Source organism: Micromonospora sp. A3M-1-15 (assembly GCF_024213425.1).
Lineage (GTDB): Bacteria > Actinomycetota > Actinomycetes > Mycobacteriales > Micromonosporaceae > Micromonospora > Micromonospora chersina.
Genome location: NZ_JANAVK010000003.1, coordinates 149,337 through 173,878, shown reverse-complemented (window position 1 = coordinate 173,878; position 24,542 = coordinate 149,337). Strand labels below are relative to the sequence as shown.

The window sequence follows — 24,542 nt, the reverse complement described above, 5'->3', positions numbered from 1 at the left end:
ATGCGCCGGAGGCTAGCAGTTAACTTTGTTAAATGTAAATGCGCAGTAGTCTGTCAGCACTTGGTTCACGGCGTGAAGCAGGCCGCCGGGGGCGGCCGGGAGAGGACGGCGGCGGACGTGGACGCCAGACGCACCACCGTGCGCGACATGCGTCGTGCCAACCGGTCGGTCCTGCTCACCCGGATCTGGCTGGACGGCCCGCTGAGCCGGCACGAGCTGGGGCAGTCCACCGCGCTCAGCCTGGCCAGCGTGAGCAACCTGGTCGGCGAGATGATCGCCGAGGGCCTGGTCGAGGAGGCCGGCTCGGTCGAGTCCGACGGCGGCCGCCCCCGGGTGCTGCTCCGGGTCGCACCCGGCTACGGCTACCTGGTCGGCGCCGACGTCGGCGAGACCCGGGTGCAGGTCGAACTCTTCGACCTGGCCATGACCGCACTGGCCAAGGCGGAGTATCCGATCGCGGCCGCCGAGCCCGACCCTCGGCAGGTCACCGACCACCTGCTGCACGGCCTCGCCGCGGTGGTCGAGCAGGCCGGCGTCGACCCGGGGGCGGTGCTCGGCTTCGGCGTCGCCGTCTCCGGCACCGTCGAGCGCACGGCCGACGCCGTGGTGCACGCGCAGACCCTCGGCTGGGACGGCGTGCCGCTCGGCGCCATGCTGCGCGCGGGCACCGACATCCCGGTGCACATCGACAACGGCGCCAAGACCCTCGGCCAGGCCGAGATGTGGTTCGGCGCCGGGCGCGGCGTCCGGCACGCGGTCGTCGCCCTGGTCGGCTCCGGCGTCGGGGCCTGCGTGGTGGCCGACGGCGTGGGCTACCGCGGCGCGCACAGCAGCGCCGGCGAGTGGGGGCACACCACCATCGTGTACGGGGGCCGGCGCTGCCGCTGCGGCAATCTCGGCTGCCTGGAGGCGTACGTCGGGGCGGAGGGGGTGCTGGACCGGTTCCGGCAGGCCAACCGGGGGCGGCCGGCGGCCGGCGGCGACGAGGAGAGCGCCTTCGGCGAGCTGCTGCGCGCCAGCAGCCGCACCGCCGCCAAGGTGCTCGACGAGACGGTCGGCTACCTCGGCGCCGGGGTGGCGAACCTGGTGAACCTCTTCAATCCGGAGCGGGTGGTGCTCGGCGGCTGGGCCGGTCTGGCCCTGGGCGAGCGCTACCTGCCGCAGATCCGCGAGGTGACGGCGCGGCACGCGCTGCGCCAGCCGTACGCCCAGACCTCGATCGAGCTGTGCCGGCTCGGACCGGACGCGGTCGCGATGGGCGCGGCCACCCTGCCGATGGCCCGGCTGCTGCGCGACGGCGGTGTGCCGCGCGAGCCGGCCGCCCGGGTGGTCCCGGCGCCGGCGCGGCCGGCGGGGCGGCCCCGGTCGCGCACCCGCTGAGCCCACGGACTTGCTGAGTCACCGGGCCGGCGGCGGGAGCGCCACCGGCCCGGCCCGGCTCAGGACGGGAGCGTCCACTTCTGGTTGGCCCCGCCGGTGCAGCTCCAGATCTGCGTCTTCGTGCCGTCGGCGGAGGTGTTGCCGGTGAGGTCGAGGCACTTGTTCGCCTGGGGGTTCACAAGGTCCCGCGCGGCCGTCCAGGTCCACTGCTGGGCGGGGCTGCCGTTGCAGGTCCACAACTGCACCTTCGTGCCGTCGGCGGTGCCGCCCCCGGCCACGTCGAGGCACTTGCCCAGCGAGCGGAGGGTGCCGTCGGCGGCCCGGGTCCACTGCTGGTTCGCCCCGCCGGTGCAGGTCCAGATCTGCGCCGGCGTGCCGTCGGCGCTGGAGTTGTCGGTGACGTCGAGGCACTTGCCGGCGATGCCGGTGATCGGCCCGGTCGGCGTGCCGCCCCCGCCGGACTGGCTGCCGGACCAGGCGAACGTGGCGGTGGTGCGGGCCGGCAGGGTGTAGGTGAAGGACTGCCCGCCCCAGACCACCCTCACCGACTGCGCGGAGGTGCCGCCGTTGTGCGCGAGCAGCGCCTTGGACCCGTCCGGGTTGCGGTACGCGACGTTCTGCACCGTGCCGTTGGCGGTGGAGTCGATCCGCACCGCCCCGGGCCGGACGAACTTGGTCAGGTGCCCGGTGGTGTAGTACTCGATGGTGTAGTCGACCTGGCCGGCGCGGGCGCCGCCCTCCTGCACGGTGATCAGGCCGGTGCAGGTGCCGCAGCCGCCGTTGTGCGGACCCATGAACTGGTTGACCGCGAGGCTCCACTTCACCACGCTCCGGCTCCAGTTCCGGGCGTAGTTCACGATGTCGGCCATGTCCTCGTTGTGCTGGTTGCCGATCCAGGTGCCGCCGGAGTGCTCGGTGCTGAACTGCGGCACCGCCGGGTACTGGCCGTGCACCTGGGTGCCGACCGCCGGGTCACCCCAGTAGCCGTGCCAGGCGATGCCGCCGAAGAGCGGGTCGGTGCGCACCGCGCTGTCGGCGAGCAGCCCCGCGCCGATGGTGCCGTAGTCGCCGTAGTTCCAGTCGTGCACCAGCACCTTCGTGGTGATGCCGGCGGCCCGGAACGCCGGGTAGACGAAGTTCTTGGTCAGCTCGACCAGCCCCGAGGAGTTCCAGCTCATCCCCGGGTAGTCCATCGCCGTGGGATTGCCCGACTGGCAGCAGTTCGGCTCGTTCTGCACCGAGAGGTAGTCGACCTTCACGCCCCGGGCCCCGTACGCCTGGATGGTCTTGACGAAGTACTGGGCGTAGGTGGCGTAGTACTCCCACTTGAGCCAGCCCATCTGGTCCATCCGGCCGTTGTCCTTCATCCAGCCGGGCGCGCTCCACGGCACCACCATGACCCGCAGCGCCGGGTTGAGCTGCCGGGCCTGCGCGGTGAGCAGTTCGACGTCGGTGTCGTACCCGTTGGCGCCGAAGTCGTTCAGGTCGCAGCAGGTGTCGTCGAGGGAGACGTTGCCGGGCCGGGAGAGGTCGGAGGCGCCGATCGGGTTGCGCACGTACGACAGCCCGATGCCGTCGGTCGGGCTGAACAGCCGGCGCATCACCTCGTCCCGGGTGGCCGCGCTCACCGGCCCGCCGCGCAGCAGGTACGCGGTGGTGTCGGTGATGGAGGCGCCGGCGCCCTCGAACGGCTGGTAGCGGGTGTTCTCGTCGACGGTGATCGTGTGCGTGGCGCCGGGGCTGGTGGCGGCGAAGCTCAGCGGGCTCTGCTGTTGCAGGCCCCGCGTGACGGTCCGCCCGCCGGAGTCGGAGGTGGTGGTCAGCCAGACGTTGACGGTCTCGCCGGCGGCCTGCGCGGCCGGCGGCGGGGCGAGGGCGAGGGTGCCGGCCGCGAGGCAGAGCGCCAGGACGGCGCGGCCGGCGAGACGAGGGGTGGTGGTGGGGGACACCGTGCTCCCTTCCAAGTCAATCGATGTTCTTGACTGAGAAAAGCGTCCCCACCTGCTTATGTCAAGGCATGAAAAAAGTGCCCACGGGCCGACCGTGGGCACGGCGACGCGGCCGCCCGGGGTCCCGCCCGGACGGCCGCGCTGAGCAGCGGGTCAGCGCTCCCCGCGCACCCGCCGGATGGTGTCGCGGTACCAGTGCGCGCTGCGCTTCGGCGTGCGCCGCTGGGTGTCGTAGTCCACCCGGACGATGCCGAACCGCTTGTCGTAGCCGTACGCCCACTCGAAGTTGTCCAGCAGCGACCACGCGAAGTAGCCGCGCACGTCCGCGCCGGCCTGCCGGGCCCGGGCCACCGCCCGCAGGTGCTCGGCCAGGTACGCCACCCGGTCGTCGTCGGCCACGAACCCGTCGGCGTCCGGCTCGTCGTCGAAGGCCGCACCGTTCTCCGTGATCACCATGGGCACGCCCGGGTAGTCCCGGTGCAGCCGGACCAGCAGCTCGGTGAAGGAGTCCGGCACGATCTCCCAGTCCATGGCGGTACGCGGCAGGTCCCGCCGGATCACCCGGCGCACCGGCCGGCCGTCGTCGTCCCGCTCCCGGCCCTGCTCGTCCACCCCGGAGTGCACCTGCCCGAAGTAGTAGTTCACCCCCAGCACGTCGATCGGCGCCGAGATGACCTCCAGGTCACCCTCCTCGACCGGGATGCGCACCCCCTCGGCGGCCAGGTCGGCCACCACGTCCTCCGGGTACGCGCCGCGGAACACCGGGTCCAGGTAGAGCCGGTTGCCCAGCCCGTCGGCGGCCCGGGCCGCGTCCCGGTCGGCCGCGCTGTCGGTGGCCGGGTCGGCGGTGGACAGGTTGACCGTCAGGCCCAGCTCGATCGGCGTGGCCGCCGCGGCACGCAGCCGCTGCACCGCCAGCCCGTGACCGAGCAGCAGGTGGTGCGCCGCCGCGATCCCGTCACCCAGGTTCCGCCGGCCCGGGGCGTGCAGGCCGTAGGCGTAACCGAGCATCGCCGAGCACCACGGCTCGTTCAGCGTGGTCCAGGTCTTGACCCGGTCGCCGAGGGCGGCGAAGACCAGCTCCGCATAGTCGGCGAAACGGTAGGCGGTGTCCCGGTGCGGCCAGCCGCCCGCGTCCTCCAGCTCCTGCGGCAGGTCCCAGTGGTAGAGCGTCACCCACGGGTCGAGCCCGCGGCCGAGCAGCTCGTCCACCAGGCGGTCGTAGAAGGCCAGCCCGGCCGGGTTCGCCGGCCCGCGCCCGCCCGGCTGCACCCGCGGCCACGCCACCGAGAACCGGTAGGTGTCCAGCCCCAGGTCGGCGATGAGCGCGACGTCCTCCGGCATCCGGTGGTAGTGGTCGCAGGCCACGTCGCCGTGGTCGCCGTTGGCCACCGCGCCCGGGACGCGGCAGAAGGTGTCCCAGATCGACGGTGTCCGGCCGTCCTCGGCCACCGCGCCCTCGATCTGGTACGACGAGGTCGCTACGCCCCACCGGAAGGTCGGCGGCAGGCTGTCGATCGGGTCGGCCTGCCCCGTGGTGGCAGCCGGGCGGGTGAGGTCGGTGTCCATGGTTCTCCTCGCGGTAGCGGGTCGTTCGGTCGGACGGAGGGTGGGGGTCAGCGGGAGGCGGCGACCGGGTGCAGCCAGCAGGCGACGTCCCGGCCCGGTTCGGCGGCGCCCAGCGCCGGCACCTTCGTGTCGCACGGGTCGAACGCTTTCGGACAGCGCGGGTGGAACGCGCAGCCCTCCGGCATGGCCCGCAGGTCCGGCGGCGAGCCGGGGATGCCGGTCAGCTCGCGGCGGGGTCCGCGCAACGCCGGGAAGGAGTGCAGCAACCCCTCGGTGTACGGGTGCAGGGCCCGCCGGTAGAGCTGCGCGGCGGGCGCCTCCTCGACGATCCGGCCGCCGTACATGATGGCGATCCGGTCGGAGAACTCGACGAGCAGCGACAGGTCGTGGGTGATGAACAGGACCGCGAAGCCCAGCCGCTCCCGCAGCTCGGCGAGCTGGCCGAGGATCTGCCGCTGCATCACCACGTCCAGCGCCGTGGTCGGCTCGTCCATGATGACCAGCTGCGGCTCCAGCGCCAGCGCCATGGCGATCATCACGCGCTGCCGCATGCCGCCGGAGAGCTGGTGCGGGTAGCTGTCCAGCCGGTCGGCGGCGATGCCGACCAGGCGCAGCAGGTCCCGCGCCCGGGCCAGCCGGCCCGCCGCCGTGCTCTTCGGCTCGTGCGCCTTGATCACGTCGAGCAGCTGGGTGGAGACCTTGTGCACCGGGTTGAGCGAGTTCATGGCGCCCTGGAAGACGATCGACGTCTCCGCCCAGCGGAACTGGCGCAGCTGCGCCGGGCTCAGCGTCAGCACGTCCACGGGCGGGCCGTCGACCGGGTGGTAGACCACCTGCCCGCCGCTGACCACGCCGGGCGGCGGCAGCAGCCGGGTCAGCCCGTACGCCAGGGTGGACTTGCCGCTGCCGCTCTCCCCGGCCAGCCCCAGCACCTCGCCCCGGTGCAGGGTCAGGTCGACGTCGCGGACGGCGTGCACGGCCGCGTCGCCGAGCCCGTAGTCGACCCGCAGCCCGCGGATCTCCAGCACCGGATCGGTCACTTGAGCCCTCCTTCGTTCGCGACTGCGGGGCTCCGCTCCGCTGCACTCCTCGCGCTCACGGTGCGACCTCCTCTCGGGGGGCCGGCACCGCACGGGAGGTCGGGGCCAGCACGGGGGTGAAGCCGACCCGCATGCGTACGGTGCGGCCGTCGGCGGTGCGGATCCGAGTCTTGCCGGCGCTGCGCAGCCGGGGGCTGACGAACTCGTCGATGCCGAAGTTGATCAGGGCGAGGGCGGTGCCGAGCAGCGCGATGGCCAGCCCGGCCGGGACGAACCACCACCAGGCGCCCTGCGCGAGGGCCTGCTGGCCCTGCGCCCAGAACAGGATGGTGCCCCAGTTCCAGGACGAGATCGACGAGATGCCGATGAAGGCCAGCGTGATCTCCGACATGACCGCGAAGATGACCGTGCCCACGAAGCCGGACGCGATGATCGCGGTGAGGTTCGGCAGGATCTCGAAGAGGATGATGCGCCAGGTCCGCTCACCGGTGGCCCGGGCCGCCTCGACGTAGTCGCGGCGCCGCAGAGACAGCGTCTGGGCGCGCAGCACCCGGGCGCCCCACGCCCACGAGGTGAGCCCGATGATGAGCGCGACAAGCATGTCGCTGGCCTGCTCGACGATCGACGTCACGATGATGATCAGCGGCAGCGCCGGGATCACGAGGAACACGTTGGACAGCGCCGACAGGCCCTCGTCGGCTGCGCCGCCGATGTAGCCGGCGGTCACGCCGATGAGGATGGACAGGATCGTCGCCAGCACGCCGGCGACCAGGCCCACCACCATGACGCTGCGCGCGCCGACCAGGATCTGGCTGAAGATGTCCTGACCGAGGTGGGTGGTGCCGAACCAGTGCCGCAGCGACGGCGCCTGGAGCACGTCGGCGCTGCGCGCGTCCGGGTCGTACGGCGCCACCCACGGCCCGATCACCGCGAAGAGGCAGTAGATGCCCAGGATGACCAGGCCGGTCGCGGCCTTGGCGTTGGCGACGAACCGGAACCGGCGCCGCTTCGCCCGGCCCGGCGCGGCCGACGGCTGGGCCATCGCCCCCTGACCGGGGATGACCTGCTCGATGCTCGACGGTGAGATGGTCATCGCTCAGCTCTTTCGGGTCCGCGGGTCGAGAAGCAGGTACGCGACGTCGGCGAGCAGGTTCGCCACCAGCACTGAGATCGTGATGATCAGAAAGATCCCCTGCATGAGCGGGTAGTCCTTGTAGCCGACCGCCTGGAAGAGCTGGTAACCGAGGCCCGGGTAGGAGAACACGATCTCCACGAGCAGCGTGCCGCCCACGATGAACCCGAGCGACAGGGCGAAGCCCGACACGTTCGGCAGCAGCGCGTTGCGGGCCGCGTAGCTCAGGGCGACCCGGCGCTCCGACAGGCCCTTGGCGTGGGCGACGGTGATGTAGTCCTCCGACGAGACGGTCACCATCATGTTGCGCATGCTGAGGATCCAGCCGCTCATCGAGGAGACCAGGATGGTGGCGGCGGGCAGGACGCTGTGCTTGATCGCGCTCGGGATGAAGTACGCGTCGAAGGCCGGCACGAGGCCCGCCTCGTAGCCGCCGGAGGACGGGAAGAAGCTCCCCGGCCCGGTGAACACGGCGATGGCGACGAGACCCAGCCAGAAGTAGGGGATCGACGACAGGAACGTGGTGGCCGGCAGCAGCCCGTCGACCCAGGAGCCGCGCCGCCAACCGGCGCCGACGCCGAGCGCGGTGCCGAGGAGGAAGCTGATGATCGTGGTGATGCCGACCAGGCCCACCGTCCACGGCAGGCTGTCACCGATCACCGTCGACACCGGTGTGGGGAAGAAGGTGAACGACAGCCCCAGGTCGCCGTGGAGCAGCTGACCCCAGTAGTCGAGGTACTGCTGCCAGATGTTCTCGTTCGCGTCCAGCCCGAACAGCACGCGCAGCGAGTTGATGGCGTCGGCGCTGATCCGGCCCTGGTTGCGCGAGATGAGCGACTGCACCGGGTCGCCCGGGACCAGCCGCGGGATGAAGAAGTTGAGCGTGATGGCCGCCCACGCCGTGAACAGGTAGAAGGCGGTGCGCTGCAGGAGGAATCTCATCGTGCCTCCCCGAGGCTGGCGGTGCCGTCCCGCTCGACCGCCGCCGGGGGCGGTGGCACGGCCGGGTCGGCGTCGGGCGCGGCGGAGCCGGGGGCGTCGGCGGCGACGGTGTCCGGGTCGTAGAGCCAGCAGGCCGCCCAGTGGCCGGGCCGGTCGCCGATGTCCAGTCGCGGCGGCAGGTCGGTGGTGCAGCGTGGCATGGCGTTCGGGCACCGGGGGTGGAACCGGCAGCCGGCGGGCGGGGCGATGAGGCTCGGCGGCTCGCCCTGGCCGCGATCCTTCCCGGCGGCCGTGTCGACGCCGGCGCCGTCGCCGGTGATGCGCTCGGGATCGGGCGCCGAATCGGTGAGCAGCCGGGTGTACGGGTGGGCCGGGTTCTGGGTGACGGTCTCGCTGTCGCCGCCCTCGACCATCCGGCCCGCGTACATCACGATCGTCTCGTCGGCGAAGTAGCGGGCCGACGCGATGTCGTGGGTGATGTAGAGGATGGCGATGTTGAGCCGGTCCTTGAGGTCCTGCAGCAGGTTCAGCACGCCGAGGCGGATCGACACGTCGAGCATGGAGACGGGCTCGTCGGCGAGGAGCACCTCCGGGTCGGCGCCGAGCGCCCGGGCGATGGCGACGCGCTGCCGCTGGCCGCCGGAGAGCTCGTGCGGGAACGCGTCCAGGTAGCGCTCGGGCGGGGTGAGGCTCACCCGGGTGAGCAGCTTGCCGAGGGCAGCCTCCAGGTCCTCGGCGCCGCGCCCGGCGTTGCCGTGGATCCGCAGCGACCGGGTCAGGTGGTAGCGGACGGTGTGCACCGGGTTCAACGAGGCGAACGGGTCCTGCAGGATCAGTTGGACCCGCCGCACGTACGACCGGAACGGCCGGCCGCCGCGCACCCGGGTCGAGGTGCCGTGCAGGCGGATGTCGCCGGCGGTGCGGGAGTAGATCTGGGCGAGCAGCCGCGCCACCGTGGACTTGCCGGAGCCGGACTCCCCGACCAGCGCGGTCACCCGGCCGCGGCGCAGCGCGAACGACACGTCGTCGACGGCGTGCACGACGGCCGGCGTCCGGGAGAAGAGGTCACGCAGCCGCCTGCGGACGGGGAAGTGCTTGGTCAGGCCGACGGCCTCCAGCACCACCTCGTCGACCGGCGCCGCCGCGCTCTCGCTCAACGTCATGCCGAGTTCCTGTCTGAGCGTGGGGTGCGCCTCCCCGGCCGGCCGGTGGCCGGCCGGGGAGGCGGTTGGCCAGGTCAGCCGTTGGCGGGCTTGAGGTGCAGGACCACATCCACCGCGTTGGGCTGGGTGGGCTGCATGGCGCCGTACGGGTTCGAGTCGTCCGGCCAGCCGGTCCAGTTCTTCGTGCTGTACGCGCCGCCGATGTTGTCCGCGCCGACCGGGATCATCGGCATCTGCTCCACGAAGATCTTCTGGAGCGTGTTCATCGCGGTCGTGCGGGCCGCCTCGTCGGTGGCGCTCGCGTAGGCGACCAGAGCGTCGGTCGCCTCCTTGTTGTTGAAGCGGCCGAAGTTGCCCGCCGGTGAGGCGGTGCCGATCGGCTTGAGCTGCCGGCCGTCCATGATCGTCCGGTAGATGTCGTACGGCGTGGCGCCGCCCTCGGTCCACCGGAAGGTCGCCTCGAAGTTGCCCTGCTCGACGTTGCGGAACCAGGCGTCCTGGTTGGCCTTGTCGATCGTCGCGGCGATGCCGATCTTCGACAGGTTGTCCTTCACGATCTCCAGGCTGGTCTGGTAGTCGGACCAGCCGGCCGGGTCGGTCAGCTTGATCGTGACGGGCTTGCCGGTCTTGTCCTTGAGAGTGGTGCCCTCCAGCTTGTAGCCGGCGCCGGTGAGCAGCGCCTTTGCGCCCTCGACGTCGACCTTGTGCTCCTGGCCCTTGAACTCCGACGCGATGAACGCGTCACCGGCTGGGCTGGGCAGGCCGGTCACGCTCTTCACCTGCGGGTGGAAGTAGCCGGCCTCGGCCGTGGTGAAGATGTCGGCGCGGTCGATGACCATGTTCATGGCGCGGCGCAGCGCCGGGTCGTCGAACGGCTTCTTCGTGGTGTTGAGGTAGAGGCCGTGGATGCCGAGGATCGCCGGCGCCCACACCTTGTGGTGCTCCTGGTCCTTGGCCACGAAGACGGCCTGGTAGTTGGGGATGAAGACGAAGCTCCACTCCGACTCGCCGTTGGCCAGCGCGGTGGTCTGGGCGCTGTTGTCCGTGTAGGAGGTGTAGCGCAGTTCCTTGACCTTCGGCAGGTCCTGCCAGTAGCCCTTGTCGCGCACCGACAGCGTCATGCTGGCCGGGGTGAAGGACTTCAGGGTGTACGGGCCGCTGCCGACCGGCTGCTTGACGGTGTCGGTCGTCGGGTCGCTGATCTTCTCCCAGATGTGCTTGGGCACGATCGGCACCCGCCACAGCACCTTCTGCTGGTTGACGAACTGCGGGCTGGACATCTTGATGGTGACGTCGTTGCCGCTGGCGGTCGCGTCCGTGTAGGGCACGCCCTGGTCGTTCAGCGCCGGGTACTTCTTCACGAGGTTGTAGGTGAAGGCGACGTCCTCGGCGGTGACCTTCTGCCCGTCGGACCAGGTGGCGTTGTCCCGGATGGTGACCTTCACCGAGGTGTAGTCCGGCGACCACTCGGCCTTGGTGGCCAGCCACGGCTTGAACGGGTCGGCCGGCTTCACCGGGTTCCACATCATCAGCGGCTCGTAGATCTGCCAGCGGTAGCCCAGCGAGGCCGCGGCCGACGTGGTGAGGAACGGGTTGTTGTTCTCGGCCTGCGGCCCGTTCGGCATGCCCACGTTGAGCACCGTGGCCGCCTGGCCGTTCTTCTTGTTGGCGTTCGGGCTGTCGCCGCACGCGGCGACGCCGGTGGCCATCGCGCCGGCCAGCGCGACGGCGAGGAGTTGCCTTCTTCTCATGGAGGTCTCCCTCGGTGCTCCCGCGATCCTGGGGCGGGATGTGGTGGATGGAGGGTGTGCGGTGTTACCACCGGCGGACGGGACGCCCGCCGGTCCGGGTGGAGCTACATCGGTGGCGAGGTCAGGTGATGCCGGTCGAGGCACGGACGGTGAAGCTGGTGGGGATGACGGTCGGGGCGTGGGGCAGCGGCGTGCCGGCGAGGTGGGCGATGAGGGTACGGGCGGCGACCGCTCCCATCTCGCGCAACGGCTGGCGGACCGAGCTCAGCGGTGGGTGGGTGTGCCCGGCCAGCGGCAGGTCGTCGAAGCCCACCACCGCCACGTCCTCCGGGACCCGCCGGCCGGCGTCCCGCAGCGCCTGGAGCGCCCCGGCGGCGGAGAGGTCGTTGTGGGCGAAGACGGCGTCGAACGGCACGCCGTCGGCGAGCAGGCCTTCCACCGCGGCCCGCCCGCACTCGAAGGTGAAGTCGCCCTCCACGACGAGGGCGGGGTCGATGGGCAGGCCCGCGTCGGCGTAGCCGTCCGCGAAACCGGCGAGCCGTTCCCGGGTGCAGCCGAAGCGGCGCAGGCCGGTGACGACCAGCGGGCGCTTCCGGCCGTGCGCCAGCAGGTGCGCGGCGGCGGCCCGCGCACCGGCCTCGTTGGTGGTCCGCACCGACGGGAAGCCGGGCTGGTGGCCGCGGTCGTCGATGAGGATGACGGGCAGTCCGCGCTCGTGCAGCTCGGTGATGTAGTCGAGGGTGCCCTCCGGCTCGACCACCAGCAGGCCGTCGAAGGACTTCGCGGAGACCTGGGAGGCGAACCGCCGCATCGACTCGTCGCCCTGGGTGCAGGTGAACAGCAGCATGCCGTAGCCCTCGGCCTCGACCACGTCGGCCGCGCCCTGGAGCACCTCGCCCATCCAGGGCCAGGTCAGGGCGGGCACCAGCATGCCGACCACCCGCGTACGGCCACGCGCCAGGCCGACCGCGCGGGCGCTGGGCACGTAGCCGAGGGCGTTGATGACGGCGCGGACCCGGTCGGCGGTGCGGACGTGCACCTCGCCCTTGCCGTTGAGCACCCGGGAGACCGTCGTCTTGCTCACGCCGGCCCGGGTGGCGACGTCGGCGATGGTGATCGGCACGTGACGCTCCCGGGTCGAAGGGGGTGAGGCGGGCGTTTCGGAACCGGTTGCGGAAGCGGTTCCGTCGCAGTCAACCGAAGTGGCGACGGTCACGTCAATAACAGGCAGGTAACGAAACATGGCTAAGTTCGAAACCTGAAAAAAGTGCCTCTGGACAGCGCGGCCGATAGACGCTGTGAGCAGCGTCGATGCGTGGAAACCCGGTCGCCGCCGGTGTCGGGCGGCGCCTACCGTGGCCCGATGACCGAACCGCCGCCGGTGTGGCTGCTCGACGTGGACGGCGTGGTCAACGTGGCGCGCCCGGGGTGGGGCGGCCCACCCCGCCGCAGCCTCGTGTGGGCCGACTCCGAGGCGGTCGGCTACCAGGTGCGCTGGGCGCCGCCGCTGACGGACCGGATCCGCGCCCTGCACGACGCCGGGGTGGTGGAGGTGCGCTGGTGCACCACGTGGTGCCCGGACGCCGGACAGCTGGAGCGACTGTGGCGGCTCCCGCCGCTGGCGCGCTCGCTCGACGCCGACCCGATGCCGCGCGGGTCCGCGTGCTGGCCGCTGAAGCTGGCCGCCGCGCGGGCCGTGCTCGCCGTCGGACGGCGTCTGGTCTGGACCGACGACGAGGCGCTGCCCGCCGGCCCGGATCGGGAGGCGCTGACCGCCGACGGGCGGGCCCTGCTGATCGCGCCCCGCCCGTCGTGCGGCCTGCAGCCGGCCGACCTGGACCGGATCGCCGCCTTCGCCGCCGGCTGACGTCCGCCCGGGGGATCCTGCTGGTGTGGTCAGGCCGGCCGGGTGCGGGCGTAGACGTCACCCGAGTTGGCCTCGTGCGGCAGCCCTCGCAGGTACGCCGCCACCGCGCCCGCCGGCCGCCACCCGGGCAGGGCGAACGCCATCTCGTCGCCGAGCGCGACGGTGAATTCGGTGAAGCCCAGCGCGGTGAGCCGGTCCAGGCAGCGCGCGGCCAGGTCCCGGGCGATGGTGGTGAACTCGAACGACAGTGCCGGCAGTGGCCGGCTCAGCCCGGCCAGCACGGCGTCCTCGAAGCCCTCCACGTCGATCTTCACGAAGGCCGGCACGCCGTGCGCAGCGATGAGGGTGTCGAGCGTCGTGCCGGCCACCTCGATCTCGGCGTCCCAGACCTCGTGTGCCCAGCCGCCGGCTCCGTCCGCGGCGCGCAAAAACCCGGCCGACGCCGTGGAGATCGTGGGGTTGGCCGAGTTCACGTGCAGGCGCACCGGCGCGCTGCGCGCCCCGCACGCCGCCTCGACCACGGTCACCCGGTCGTCGCCGGAGTAGAGGGCGCGCAGCGCCCGGGTGCAGAGCGGCTGGGGCTCGACGGCCACCACCCGGGCGCCCAGCCGTCGGAAGCTGCCGAGCCGGTCGCCCACGTGCGCGCCCAGGTCGAAGACCAGGTCGTCCGGGCGCACCAGCGGGGCGTAGAACGCGTCCATCGCCGCCTCACGGGCGGGGTCCCCGTAGTACGCCTCCAGCGAGCGGCGCAGGCCCGACATGGTGGGATCCGCCTTGAGTGCCTCGATCACCCCGTTATGACCGCCCACCACTCCGACCGTAGCCGCGCCCGCGCCTACGTGAGCCCCTTTCGGGTGAGCCGCCCCTGCGCCCTCAACCCAGCCTCCTAGGACGCCGTAGGGGGAGTGGCGTGGAACTGGGGCGCGACCTCGCCCGCCGAGGTCGCTCGGAAAATTTCGTGGTGGGATGTCGAGAACCCGGACCCGGCTTCGTCCCCGCAGTGAACACGGCCACGACGGGCCGTACCGCACCGAGGAGAACATGATGGCCAAGTACCTGCTGCTGAAGCACTACCGCGGCGCGCCGGCGGCGGTCAACGACGTGCCGATGGACAAGTGGACGCCGGAGGAGGTGTCGGCGCACCTTCGGTACATGCAGGACTTCGCCGACCGGCTGGAGGGCACCGGCGAGTTCGTCGACGGCCAGGCGCTCTCCCCGGAGGGAACGTTCGTCCGCTACGACGGCGAGGGGCGGCCGCCGGTCACCGACGGCCCGTTCGCGGAGACCAAGGACCTGATCGCCGGCTGGATGGTGATCGACGTCGAGACCTACGAGCGGGCGATCGAGCTGGCCGGCGAGTTGTCCGCGGCTCCGGGGGCGGGCGGGAAGCCGATCCACGAGTGGCTGGAGGTGCGCCCGTTCCTGACGGCGCACCCGACCGTCACGGAGTGACGAACGGTGGACGAGGCCCTGCTGCGGACCCTCACCCCCACCGTGATCGGGATCCTCGTCCGCCGCGGAGCTGACTTCGCGGCGGCCGAGGATGCCGTCCAGGACGCCCTGGTCGAGGCCGTACGCGGGTGGCCGGACGACCCGCCGCGGGACCCGAAGGGCTGGCTGGTCGCGGTGGCCTGGCGCAAGTTCCTCGACGCGGCCCGCGCCGAGGCCTCCCGGCGGCACCGCGAGGTACGCGTCGACGCCGAGCCGGTGCCCGGCCAGGCCGAGGTGGTGGACGACACGCTCCAGCTGTACTTCCTGTGCGCGCACCCGTCCCTGACACCGGCCTCGGCCGTCGCGCTGACGCTGCGGGCGCTGGGCGGCCTGACCACCCGTCAGATCGCGCAGGCCTACCTCGTGCCGGAGGCGACCATGGCCCAGCGGATCAGCAGGGCCAAGCGGACCGTCTCGGGGGTGCGGTTCCACGAGCCCGGTGACGTCGCCACCGTGCTGCGCGTGCTCTACCTGGTCTTCAACGAGGGCTACTCCGGCGACGTGGACCTCGCCGCCGAGGCGATCCGGCTCACCCGCGAACTGGCGGCCAGGACCGACCACGAGGAGGTCGCGGGCCTGCTCGCGCTCATGCTGCTCCACCATGCCCGGCGTGCGGCACGGACGGGCCCCGACGGCCGGCTCGTGCCGCTGGCCGAGCAGGACCGCAGCCGGTGGGACACCCGCCTGATCGCCGAGGGCGTCGACGTGCTCCAGAGGGCCCTGGCCCGCGACCGCCTGGGCGAGTTCCAAGCCCAGGCCGCCATCGCGGCGTTGCACGCCGACGCCCGGACGGTCGAGGAGACCGACTGGGTGCAGATCGTCGAGTGGTACGACGAGCTGGTGCGCCTCACCGACAGCCCGGTGGCCCGCCTCAACCGGGCCGTCGCGGTCGGCGAGGCCGACGGTGCGCGGGCGGGGCTGGCCGCCCTGGCGAGGCTCGACCCCGGCCTGCCCCGGTACGCCGCCGTGGCGGCCTACCTCAGAGAGCGCGACGGTGACCTGGTGACCGCGGCACGGCTCTACGCCGAAGCTGCCCGGTCGGCGCCCAGCCTCGCCGAACGCGACCACCTCACCCGGCAGGCCGCACGACTCAACGCGCGGCTGCGCGGCTAGCAGCGAGGGCTGCTCACGGCGTTTCGACGACCTCCTGGCCGAGCGGCCAGAGCGCGGCGGGGACGAGCTTGAAGTTGGCCACCCCGAACGGAATGCCGATGATCGTCACGCAGAGCGCGACGCCCGCGAGGATGTGGGACAGGGCGAGCCACCAGCCGGCCAGCAGCACCCACAGCACGTTGGCCAGGCCGGAGGCGACCCCGGCGCCGGGCTTCGGCACGACGGTGCGGCCGAACGGCCAGAGCGCGTACGAGGCGAGACGGAGCGAGGCCACCCCGAACGGGATGGTGATCACCAGCGCGAAGCAGATCAGGGCGGCCACGCCGTAGCCCAGGGCCAGGACGAAACCACCGCCGAAGACGAGCCACAACACGTTCAGCAGAAAGCGAAGCACACTCCCATGGTGGCCGCCGCCCGCAAGGTCACCCCGTCCAGCCGGCCTGGCCGCCGCCGAGGCGGTGGCGCAGGGCGAGGTGGAGCGCCAGCCGCCGGTCCGGATCGTCGAGGGCCGCCCCGAACAGCTCCCGGAGTTGGCGCATGCGGTAGCGCACGGTCTGCGGGTGGGTGTGCAGGTCCTCGGCCACGGCCACCACCTGCCCCTGCCGGCGCAGCCAGCCGTGCAGCGTCTCGGCGAGGGCCCGGCGGGCGGCCGCCCGCAGGCCGGCCAGCGGGGCGAGGCAGGCGTCGGCCAGGTGGTCGGCCAGCCCCGGTTCCCAGCGCAGCAGCAGGATGAGCAGGTGGTCGTCCCCGGCCACCGGGTCGCCCGGCAGCACGCCCTCGCGGCGTAGCGCCAGGGCCCGGCCGGAGATCCGGTACGACAGCCGTGCCCCGCCCAGTGCCACGTTCGGCCCGAGCGCCGCCCGCCGCCCGGCGAGGGCCTGGCGGGCCCGGTCGAGCCGCCCCGGGGTGCCCGGGTCGGGCAGCACGATCCGTACCGCGTCGTCGATGACCGTGGCGATCGCGCCGCCGCCGATGGTGCGGCCCAGGTGTTCGGCGTCGTCGCCGTCGACGCTGAGCACGGCGACCGTGCAGGGCAGCGGCCAGCGGGCCGCGTCGGCGGCGGCGCGCAGCGCGGCCTCGGCCGGCGGTTGCGGCTGGACGAGCAGGGTGATGAGCCGCCGCCGGGTGGTGGCCCAGTCCTGCGCGGCGTCGCGCTGCTCGTCGAGGTATCCCTCGGCGGCGGCGCCGGCGAGGGCGTCGACGTAGCCGAAGAGCGCGCCGGCGACCACGTACAGGTCGGTGGGGGCGGGGCCGGCGGCCGTGGTGTGCGCGACCAGGAACGCCCACATCTCCCGGCCGCCGAGGGTGAGCACGGCGCGCAGCGCGTCGACCCGGTGCCCCTCGCGGTATTCGGTGCGGCCCAGCTCGTGGAAGACCGCCCGGGTGGCGGTCAGGTCGCGGGCCGGCTCGGCGACCGCGTCGACGAAGGCGTCCACGGCGGTCCGGACGCCGAGGGCCAGCCCGCGTCCCTGCCCGCCGGTGAGTGAGCGGCCCTGCGCCCGCATGGCGGCGCGGACGGTCTCCAGGATCCGACCGTGCAGCGGGGCGCGCAGGCCGCGCAGCTGCTCGCCGACGGCCGGCGCGAGGTGGGCCAGGCCGGGCTCGATGTCGAGCAGCGTGTCGGCCATCGTCGGCTCCTTTTGTCATCGCGGTGACAAACGAGGTGGCGGATCTCGCACGCCCCGACCAAGGATTTTGGCATCCGGCTACGTACGGTCGGTGCCGTGGATAGCGATGTGATCGTGGTCGGGGCGGGCCTGGCCGGGCTGGTCGCCGCCGCCGAGGCGGCCGACGCCGGCCGCCGGGTGCTGCTGCTGGACCAGGAGCCGGAGCAGAACCTCGGCGGGCAGGCGTGGTGGTCGTTCGGCGGGCTGTTCCTGGTCGACTCGCCGGAGCAGCGGCGGATGGGCATCCGGGACTCGGTGGAGCTGGCCTGGCAGGACTGGACCGGCAGCGCCGCCTTCGACCGTCCCGAGGACCACTGGCCGCGCCGGTGGGCGGAGGCGTACGTGCACTTCGCCGCCGGCGAGAAGCGGTCCTGGCTGCGGGGCATGGGCCACCGGGTCTTCCCGGTGGTGAGCTGGGCCGAGCGGGGCGGGGGAGCGGCGCACGGGCACGGCAACTCGGTGCCGCGCTTCCACGTCACCTGGGGCACCGGCCCCGGCGTGGTCGAGCCGTTCGCCCGGCGGGTCCGCGCCGCCGTCGAGCAGGGCCGGATCCGGCTGCTGTTCCGGCACCGGGTCGACGAGCTGGTCACCAGCGGCGGCGTGGTCACCGGCGTGCGGGGCGCGGTGCTCGCCCCCGACGACGCCCCGCGCGGCCGACCCACCTCCCGGACGGTGGTCGGCGACTTCGCGTACCAGGCGCAGGCCGTGATCGTCACCTCGGGCGGGATCGGCGGCGACCACGACCTCGTCCGGCGGGCCTGGCCGGAGCGGCTCGGCACCCCGCCGGCCCGGATGGTCACCGGGGTGCCCGCGTACGTCGACGGGCGCATGCTGGCCGTCACCGAGACGGCCGGCGGCCAGGTGATCAATCCGGACCGGATGTGGCACTACACGGAGGGGCTGCGCAACTGGGACCCGGTCTGGCCGGGGCACGGCATCCGGATCCTGCCCGGACCGTCGTCGCTCTGGCTCGACGCGACCGGCGAGCGGCTGCCCGCCCCGCTCTTCCCCGGCTTCGACACCCTCGCCACGCTGCGCCACCTGCGGGCCACCGGCCACGACTACAGCTGGTTCGTGCTCACCCAGAAGATCCTGGAGAAGGAGTTCGCGCTGTCCGGCTCCGAGCAGAACCCGGACCTGACCAACCGCAGCGTGCGGCAGGTGCTCCAGCGGGTCCGCCCCGGCGCGCCCGGGCCGGTGGAGGCGTTCAAGCGGCACGGCGCGGACTTCGTCGTGGCGGACGGCCTGTCGGAGCTGGTGGACGGGATGAACAAGCTGGCCGCCGAGAGCGGCGGGCCGCAGCTCGACGCCCTGGCGTTGCGCCGGGTCGTCGAGGCCCGGGACCGGGAGATCGCCCACCCGTTCGGCAAGGACGCCCAGCTGCACGCCATCCGCGGTGCCCGCCGCTACCGAGGCGACCGGCTGATCCGGGTCGCCACCCCGCACCGGCTGCTGGACCCGGCGGCCGGCCCGCTGATCGCCGTGCAGTTGCACGTGCTGACCCGCAAGACCCTCGGCGGCCTGCACACCGACCTGTCCGGCCGGGTGCTGCGCGCCGACGGCGAGCCCCTCGCCGGGGTGTACGCCGCCGGCGAGGTCGCCGGCTTCGGCGGCGGTGGCATGCACGGCTACAACGCCCTGGAGGGCACCTTCCTGGGCGGCTGTCTCTTCTCCGGCCGCACCGCCGGCCGGGCCGCCGCGGCCGCGGTCGGATAGCCCGCACGCCCGGCCGGGACCCGCGGGCCCGGCCGGCTCGGCATCAGGGCCCGGCGGGTTCCCGGCCCGTCGCGAGCAGCCGCCTGATCTCCGCGGCGGCCGGGTGCGCCGGTGCGACGGCGAGGAAATGCCGCAGCGTGTCTCCCGCCTCGACGGACCGGCTGTTCCGCTGCGCCAGCCCCAGCACGAGCAGGCCGTCGGGGGAATCCGGCTCGCGGGCAAGGACGTCCCGGGCGGTTCGTTGCGCGGCGGCGCCGTCGCCGGCCCGGAGCAGCGCGAACGCGAGTCGCAGCCGGACGGCGTCGTCGGGCCGGTCCCGCAGCGCCTCCTGGTACATCTGCGCGGCGGCGTCGTAGCGGTCCTGGGTCTCCAGGTCGTGGGCGAGTTGGAGGGCGACCGCGACCGGGTCGGCCGGTGCCGGCCGGGCGGGCGGGTCGAGCCGGTCGGCGGTGATCGCGACGGACGCCACGAGCGCCACCACGCCCGCGGACGCCACGCGCCACGCCCGCCGTGCGCGCCGGGCGTCCGGCGTCCAGGGTGCGGCGGAACCGGTCCGCGCGGCTCCGGGCCGGAGCGTCCGCTGGGCCGCGTAGCCGCCGGCCAGCAGTGCCAGCACGGGTACGCCCCAGAGCAGCAGCCGGACCCCGCGGGCCGGTGGATCGGTCAGCACGTCGGCGCCGTACCGCTGGACGAACCACCGCCGGATCTGGGTCCCGTCCCGCCCCTGGGCGAGCTGGTCCGCCACCACCTGCCGCATCGCCGCCGCGATCGGTGACCGGGAGTCCGCCACCGACTCGCCCTGACAGGCCGGGCAGCGCAGCCCGGCGGACACCGCGCGTACCGGGTCCTGCCGGCCGGGGTCGCCCGCCGACCGGGCCAGCGCCGCGCCGGCCGCTACGGCGAGCGTGGCGAGCACGAGCGCCACCAGGGCGCGCCGCCACCTCATCCGGCCAGCAGCGGTGCGATCCGCTGCTCCAGCCACTGCCGGGTGACGACCCCCTGCCGCCGGTCGACGAGCCGGCCGTCCCGGCCGACCACGAAGGTCTCCGGCACGCCCCGCACGCCCCACTCGACCGCCCGCGTGCCGTCGGGATCGGGCACCACGGTCAACCCGGTCGCACCGGTCTCTTCGAGCAGCGCCCGGACCGCGTCGGCGCCGTCGCGGATGTTCAGCCCGACCAGCCGGACGCCGCGCGGGGACCAGTTGCGCTCGGCGTCCACCAGCAACGGCAGCTCGTCCCGGCACGGCCCGCACCAGGAGGCGAACACGTTGACCAGCACCACCTGGCCCCGGGCGTCGGACAGTGCGAAGCGGCCACCGTCCAGGGTGGCGCCGGACAGCGCCGGGGCGGGTCGGCCGGTCACCGCCGTGGCAGCGTCGGGGTTCGGCGTGGCGGGTGCGCGCAGGCCGAAGGCGATCAGGGCGCCGGTGGCGACGGTGACCGCGAGGACGGTCGCCGGCCCGACGCGCAGCCATCCGGGGCGCCGCCTCACGTCGCGGCTCCCGGTGCGGCGGCCACCGGGGCGGGCCGCGGCCGGTCGGCGCGGGCGGCCGGGCGGGTCCGCGGGCGGGCGGTGGCGGCAGCCGCGAGCAACCCGCTGACGGCGGTCAGGGCGCCGCCGACCCAGATCAGGCCCACGAGCGGGTTCACCGCGAGCCGTACGGTGGCGGTGCCGCTGTCCTCGCTGACGGCGAGCAGCGTGACGTACGTGTCGCGCAGCGGGCCGGTGCCGATCGCCGGCACGGTGACGGCGGTGTCCCGGGCGGCGTGGTAGCGCAGCGCCGGCGTGATCGTCCGCGCGGCGCGGCCGGACGCGGTGAGCGCCAGCCGGGCCTGTACGGCCATGCTTCCGCTGCCGCCGGTCCGGTCCACCCCGACCAGTCGTACCGCGACGTCGCTCACCCGCAGGGTCTCGCCGACCCGCAGCGTCCGTTCGGCGTCCCGGCCGTACGCCGACGAGCCGGCGACGCCCACCGCGACCAGGGCGAGCCCGGCGTGCGCGATCAGACCGGCGAGCCGGCCGGGCCGCCGGTGCGGGCCCGGCCGGCGGAGCCGGTGGGCCAGGTCCCCGGCCAGTCCGGTGAGGACGAACCCCGCCGCGCCGAACGCGGTGAGCGCGGCCGGGCCGGGCCGGCTGAGCAGGCCGACGAGGGCCACGGTGCCCAGGCCGGCAGCGGCCGGGACGACGAGCCGGCGCAGCGCCGCCGACCGGTCGCGGACCCGCAGGGCGGGCGTCACGCCCATCACCAGCAGCACCACGACCGCCAGCGGCACCGCGGTGCGCTGGTAGTAGGCGGGGCCCACCGAGGAGCGCGTCCCGGTCAGCGGGGCGGTGAGCAGCGGCAGGATCGTGCCGATCAGCACCACCGCGGCGATGGTCACGAGGAGTACGCCGTGGACCAGCACCAGGGTCGCTCGGGACAGCGCCCGGGGGCGACCGGGGCGGGTCGGCTCGGGGGCTCGACGGCCGGTCAGGACGGCCGACACCACCACCGCCAGCAGCACGAAGCCGAGCAGCATCGGGCCCAGCGGCGAGTCGGTGAAGGCGTGCACGCTGGTCACCGCCCCGGATCGGGTGAGGAAGGTGCCGAGGAGCACCAGCAGGAAGCTCGCGCAGGCGAGCGCGCCGTGCCAGGCGGCCCGGCCGCGGACCAGGGTGGTGTGCAGGAACGCGGTGGCGGTCAGCCAGGGCAGCAGGGAGGCGTTCTCCACCGGGTCCCACGCCCAGTAGCCGCCCCAGCCCAGCACCGCGTACGACCACCAGGCGCCCATCCCGATGCCGCCGGTCAGCGCCGCCCAGGCGGCCAGTGCCCACGGGCGCGCCATCCGCACCCAGCCCGGCCCGTCCCGTCCCGCCAGCGGCGCCGCCAGCGCGAACGCGAACGGTACGACCAGACCGAGGTAGCCGGCGTAGAGCAGCGGCGGGTGCACGCCCATGGCCGGGTGCTGCTGGAGCAGTGGATTCGGTCCGGGGCCGTCGGCCGGCACCGGGCTCACCGCGCGGAACGGGTTCGCCGCGAAGGTGGACAGGGCGAAGAAGAACAGCATGACCACGCTGACGACCACCATCGCGTACGCGTGCAGCCGTGCCGGGTACGCGCGCCGGGCCAGCAGCGCGGCGTACCCGCCGAGGATCAGCAACCACAGCAGCAGCGAACCGTCCAGGGCCGACCAGAGACTGGTCAGGGTGTAGTAGAGCGGGACGTGCCGGCCGCCGTTCTCGGCCACGAACCGGACGCTGAAGTCGTGCCGCAGCAGCGCCGTCTCCAGCAGGGCGAAGGCCAGGGCGGCGGCGGCCAGGGTGGCGGCGGTGCCGCGCCGGGCGGTGCGGACGTCGGCGCCGAACAGCGCCACGCGCAGCCAGAGCAGGGCGGTGAGGGTCGCGCAGGCGAGACCGACGGCGAGGCCGGCGGTGCCGAGGTCACCCAGCATCGACCGGAACCGCGGGGGAGGACGACGGCCGGTACTCGTTGCCGTGCCGGACCACCACGTGGTCCGAGCGGAACACTCCGTCGGACGACAGCGTGCCCTCGACGACCGCCCCGGTGCCCTCCCGGAAGGTGTCCGGGGGCGCGCCGCGCTGCTCGACGGTGATCTCGTGGCCCGCCTCGGCGAGGCGGAACACGACGAGCTCGCCCTCGCGGCGCAGCGATCCGGGCACGACGTCACCGCCGAGCCGGACCTGGTGGCCCGCGAGGCCCGGATCGTCGAGCAGCTCGCCCGGCGTCCGGTAGTACGTCACGGTGTCGCGGAGCGCGCTGGTGACCAGCAGTCCGCCGGCGGCGAGCAGCACCACGACGAGAGCCACCCGGCCCGCCCGGCGACGCATCATCCGACTCCGGCCGGCGTGCGCTCGGCGGCGGGGGAGGGCTCGGGAGCCAGGCCGCGCTCCAGGTGCATGACCCGGTGCAGCAGGAGGCAGAACGCGGCGAGGGTCGCGGCGGCCACGGCGAGGAGCAACGCGGTGGCCATCCGGGGGTCGATCGGCGGCCGGTGCGGGGCCAGCACCGTCGCCTGCTGGTGCAGCGAGCGCCACCACACCACGGAGAAGTGCACCACGGGCACGAGGAGGAAGCCGGCGACGCCGACGACCGCGGCGGGCCGGGCCACCCGGTGATCGCCACCGTCGCGCGCGTCCCGACGCTCGGCCAGCGTCCGGCGCAGGGCGAGATAGCCGGCGTAGGCGAGCAGCAGCAGCGCGGTGCTGACCAGCCGGGGATCCCAGGCCCACCAGGTGCCCCAGACCAGGTGCCCCCAGACGGATCCGGTGCCGATGGCGGCGGCGGTGAGGACCACCCCGAGCTCGGCCGCCGCCCGGGCGAACCGGTCCCAGCGCAGGTCCCCGCCGATCAGGTACGCCCCGCTGGCGGCGAGCACGACCGCGAACGCGGCGTACGCCACCCAGGCGGCGGGGACGTGCAGGTACATCAGGCGTTGCGCGTCGCCCTGGAGCTCGTCGGGAGGCGCGAGCCATCCGCCGGCCACGGTCGCCGCGGCGGCGAGCCCGCCGGCCGCCCAGGCCATCGTCCGACGCGCCGCGGCCGCTCCGGCGGTGTCCGTGAGGAGGTCCACGGTGGAGGCTTGCATCATCTCCCTGTCCGCGTCCCTGAGGCGCTTGACCGAGAAGGTGGGGACTGGAGACCCACCATAAGGCGATAGGTATCTCGTATGCCGTCGTTCGGCGCAAAAGGTATGAAGGACGCCAACCGGTACTAAGGTCCTTCCCGGTGAAGACGACAGCGCAGACCACCTCGCGCCCGGCGTGGCGGCAGCGCCGACCCCGGTCGGTGCTGCCGCTGCTGTACGGCCCGCTGCTGCTCGCCGGCTGCTCCGGCGGCAGCCCGTCGGCCCTGAATCCGGCGGGGACCGGAGCGGCGCGGGTCAGCGGCCTGTGGTGGCTGTTGTTCTGGATCTCCATGGCGGTGTTCGCCGAGGTCATGGCGCTGCTCGCCTGGGCGCTCGTGTTCCGGCGGGGCGCCGCCCGGGTGCGTCACGGCCAACCGCTGCGCTTCGTGACGATCGCCGGGGCCGGGCTGCCGTTCATCATCCTCGTGGCGGTCTACGGCGTCGGTCTGCGGGACCTCGCCGCCCTCGGCGCCGGCCCCGGCCGGGACGCGCTCACCGTGGAGGTCACCGGCCACAAGTGGTGGTGGGAGGTGCGCTACGCGGGCGCCTCCGGCGCCACCGCCAACGAGATCCACATCCCGGTGGGGGAGCGGGTTCGGGTCCGCCTGCGGACCGACGACGTGCTGCACAGCTTCTGGGTGCCGCAGTTGATGCCGAAGACGGACCTGATCGCCGGCGAGACCCGCGAGACCTGGCTGGAGGCCCGGCGCGACGGCAGCTACCGCGGCCAGTGCGCCGAGTACTGCGGCACCCAGCACGCCCACATGGCGTTCCTCGTGGTGGCCGAACCCCGCGCCGACTTCGACGCCTGGCTGGCCCGGCTGGACGCCCCGGCCCGGGCGCCGCGGACCGAGGCCGAGCGGCGCGGTCAGCAGACCTTCGTCCAGGGCACCTGCGCCGCCTGCCACACGGTCCGGGGCGGCGGCGCGCAGGGTCAGGTGGGGCCCGACCTGTCGAACGTCGGCTCGCGGTGGAGCATCGGCGCCGGCGCGGTGCCCAACGACGCCGGACACCTCGGCGGCTGGATCGCCAACTCGCAGACCGTCAAGCCGGGCAACGCCATGCCCCCGCAGCCGGTCGACGCCGCCCGGCTGCCCGACCTCATCGCCTACCTACGGTCGCTGGAGTAGGGGC

At 73.7% G+C, this 24,542-nt stretch carries 22 protein-coding genes; 6 read left to right on the top strand and 16 right to left on the bottom strand.

Annotation, left to right across the window (positions count from 1 at the left end):
• Positions 1 to 147: 147 nt before the first annotated feature.
• Entirely contained in the window at positions 148 to 1,380 is a 1,233-nt protein-coding gene (locus tag NLX85_RS16075) for an ROK family transcriptional regulator (protein WP_254335819.1), read from the top strand.
• Between the two features lie 59 nt (positions 1,381 to 1,439).
• On the opposite strand, the gene NLX85_RS16070 is transcribed toward NLX85_RS16075, so the two are convergent.
• The 8 genes from NLX85_RS16070 to NLX85_RS16035 form a co-directional block, all read right to left on the bottom strand.
• Positions 1,440 to 3,329, bottom strand: a complete 1,890-nt coding sequence (locus tag NLX85_RS16070; protein ID WP_308210741.1) for a ricin-type beta-trefoil lectin domain protein — start codon at positions 3,327 to 3,329, stop codon at positions 1,440 to 1,442.
• Positions 3,330 to 3,482: 153 nt separating this feature from the next.
• Positions 3,483 to 4,898, bottom strand: a complete 1,416-nt coding sequence (locus NLX85_RS16065) for a GH1 family beta-glucosidase (protein WP_254335817.1) — start codon at positions 4,896 to 4,898, stop codon at positions 3,483 to 3,485.
• Positions 4,899 to 4,945: 47 nt separating this feature from the next.
• The gene (locus tag NLX85_RS16060) at positions 4,946 to 5,938 is read right to left on the bottom strand and encodes an ABC transporter ATP-binding protein (protein WP_254335815.1); all 993 of its coding nucleotides are present in this window, start codon (positions 5,936 to 5,938) and stop codon (positions 4,946 to 4,948) included.
• 55 nt (positions 5,939 to 5,993) lie between these two features.
• Positions 5,994 to 7,031, bottom strand: coding sequence for an ABC transporter permease (locus NLX85_RS16055; RefSeq protein ID WP_254335810.1), 1,038 nt, complete (start codon positions 7,029 to 7,031; stop codon positions 5,994 to 5,996).
• Between the two features lie 3 nt (positions 7,032 to 7,034).
• Positions 7,035 to 8,012 (bottom strand): ABC transporter permease, encoded by a 978-nt coding sequence (locus tag NLX85_RS16050; RefSeq protein WP_254335809.1) that lies wholly within the window; start codon positions 8,010 to 8,012, stop codon positions 7,035 to 7,037.
• Entirely contained in the window at positions 8,009 to 9,175 is a 1,167-nt protein-coding gene (locus NLX85_RS16045) for an ABC transporter ATP-binding protein (RefSeq protein ID WP_254335808.1), read from the bottom strand. Before NLX85_RS16045 ends, NLX85_RS16050 begins: the two co-directional genes overlap by 4 nt.
• Positions 9,176 to 9,249: 74 nt before the next feature.
• Positions 9,250 to 10,926, bottom strand: a complete 1,677-nt coding sequence (locus NLX85_RS16040; RefSeq protein WP_254335807.1) for an ABC transporter substrate-binding protein — start codon at positions 10,924 to 10,926, stop codon at positions 9,250 to 9,252.
• 121 nt (positions 10,927 to 11,047) lie between these two features.
• Complete coding sequence (locus tag NLX85_RS16035) at positions 11,048 to 12,049, bottom strand: LacI family DNA-binding transcriptional regulator (RefSeq protein WP_254335806.1); 1,002 nt, start codon at positions 12,047 to 12,049, stop codon at positions 11,048 to 11,050.
• A gap of 240 nt (positions 12,050 to 12,289) precedes the next feature.
• On the opposite strand from NLX85_RS16035, the gene NLX85_RS16030 reads away from it, so the two are divergent.
• The gene (locus NLX85_RS16030) at positions 12,290 to 12,793 is read left to right on the top strand and encodes a hypothetical protein (protein ID WP_254335805.1); all 504 of its coding nucleotides are present in this window, start codon (positions 12,290 to 12,292) and stop codon (positions 12,791 to 12,793) included.
• A 29-nt stretch (positions 12,794 to 12,822) separates the two neighbouring features.
• Here NLX85_RS16030 and NLX85_RS16025 read toward each other — a convergent pair whose 3' ends face one another.
• Positions 12,823 to 13,554 (bottom strand): FkbM family methyltransferase, encoded by a 732-nt coding sequence (locus NLX85_RS16025; protein WP_254337471.1) that lies wholly within the window; start codon positions 13,552 to 13,554, stop codon positions 12,823 to 12,825.
• A 283-nt stretch (positions 13,555 to 13,837) separates the two neighbouring features.
• Here NLX85_RS16025 and NLX85_RS16020 point away from each other — a divergent pair, with 283 nt between their 5' ends.
• The gene (locus NLX85_RS16020; RefSeq protein ID WP_254337469.1) at positions 13,838 to 14,245 is read left to right on the top strand and encodes a YciI family protein; all 408 of its coding nucleotides are present in this window, start codon (positions 13,838 to 13,840) and stop codon (positions 14,243 to 14,245) included.
• Between the two features lie 6 nt (positions 14,246 to 14,251).
• Positions 14,252 to 15,397 (top strand): RNA polymerase sigma factor, encoded by a 1,146-nt coding sequence (locus NLX85_RS16015; protein WP_254335804.1) that lies wholly within the window; start codon positions 14,252 to 14,254, stop codon positions 15,395 to 15,397.
• A gap of 13 nt (positions 15,398 to 15,410) precedes the next feature.
• Here the strand turns inward: NLX85_RS16015 and NLX85_RS16010 are convergent, their stop codons facing one another.
• Positions 15,411 to 15,791 carry a YccF domain-containing protein gene (locus tag NLX85_RS16010; protein WP_254335803.1) on the bottom strand — a complete coding sequence of 127 codons (381 nt, stop codon included), beginning with the start codon at positions 15,789 to 15,791 and terminating at the stop codon, positions 15,411 to 15,413.
• Between the two features lie 28 nt (positions 15,792 to 15,819).
• Complete coding sequence (locus NLX85_RS16005) at positions 15,820 to 17,025, bottom strand: CdaR family transcriptional regulator (RefSeq protein WP_254335802.1); 1,206 nt, start codon at positions 17,023 to 17,025, stop codon at positions 15,820 to 15,822.
• Positions 17,026 to 17,121: 96 nt separating this feature from the next.
• Here NLX85_RS16005 and NLX85_RS16000 point away from each other — a divergent pair, with 96 nt between their 5' ends.
• Positions 17,122 to 18,780, top strand: a complete 1,659-nt coding sequence (locus tag NLX85_RS16000) for an FAD-binding dehydrogenase (RefSeq protein ID WP_254335801.1) — start codon at positions 17,122 to 17,124, stop codon at positions 18,778 to 18,780.
• 43 nt (positions 18,781 to 18,823) lie between these two features.
• Here the strand turns inward: NLX85_RS16000 and NLX85_RS15995 are convergent, their stop codons facing one another.
• The 5 genes from NLX85_RS15995 to ccsA are packed head-to-tail and all read right to left on the bottom strand — an operon-like array spanning position 18,824 to position 23,354.
• The gene (locus NLX85_RS15995; protein WP_254335800.1) at positions 18,824 to 19,726 is read right to left on the bottom strand and encodes a cytochrome c-type biogenesis protein CcmH; all 903 of its coding nucleotides are present in this window, start codon (positions 19,724 to 19,726) and stop codon (positions 18,824 to 18,826) included.
• Positions 19,723 to 20,274 (bottom strand): redoxin domain-containing protein, encoded by a 552-nt coding sequence (locus NLX85_RS15990; protein ID WP_254335799.1) that lies wholly within the window; start codon positions 20,272 to 20,274, stop codon positions 19,723 to 19,725. Before NLX85_RS15990 ends, NLX85_RS15995 begins: the two co-directional genes overlap by 4 nt.
• The gene (locus NLX85_RS15985) at positions 20,271 to 22,214 is read right to left on the bottom strand and encodes a heme lyase CcmF/NrfE family subunit (protein ID WP_254335797.1); all 1,944 of its coding nucleotides are present in this window, start codon (positions 22,212 to 22,214) and stop codon (positions 20,271 to 20,273) included. Before NLX85_RS15985 ends, NLX85_RS15990 begins: the two co-directional genes overlap by 4 nt.
• On the bottom strand, positions 22,204 to 22,611 hold the full coding sequence (locus NLX85_RS15980; RefSeq protein WP_254335795.1) for a cytochrome c maturation protein CcmE: 408 nt from the start codon (positions 22,609 to 22,611) through the stop codon (positions 22,204 to 22,206). Before NLX85_RS15980 ends, NLX85_RS15985 begins: the two co-directional genes overlap by 11 nt.
• On the bottom strand, positions 22,611 to 23,354 hold the full coding sequence (gene ccsA / locus NLX85_RS15975) for a cytochrome c biogenesis protein CcsA (RefSeq protein WP_254335793.1): 744 nt from the start codon (positions 23,352 to 23,354) through the stop codon (positions 22,611 to 22,613). The genes NLX85_RS15980 and ccsA overlap by 1 nt, the downstream gene beginning before the upstream one ends.
• Before the next feature lie 155 nt (positions 23,355 to 23,509).
• On the opposite strand from ccsA, the gene coxB reads away from it, so the two are divergent.
• Positions 23,510 to 24,538 (top strand): cytochrome c oxidase subunit II, encoded by a 1,029-nt coding sequence (coxB, locus tag NLX85_RS15970; protein WP_254335791.1) that lies wholly within the window; start codon positions 23,510 to 23,512, stop codon positions 24,536 to 24,538.
• The last annotated feature ends 4 nt before the right edge of the window (positions 24,539 to 24,542 follow it).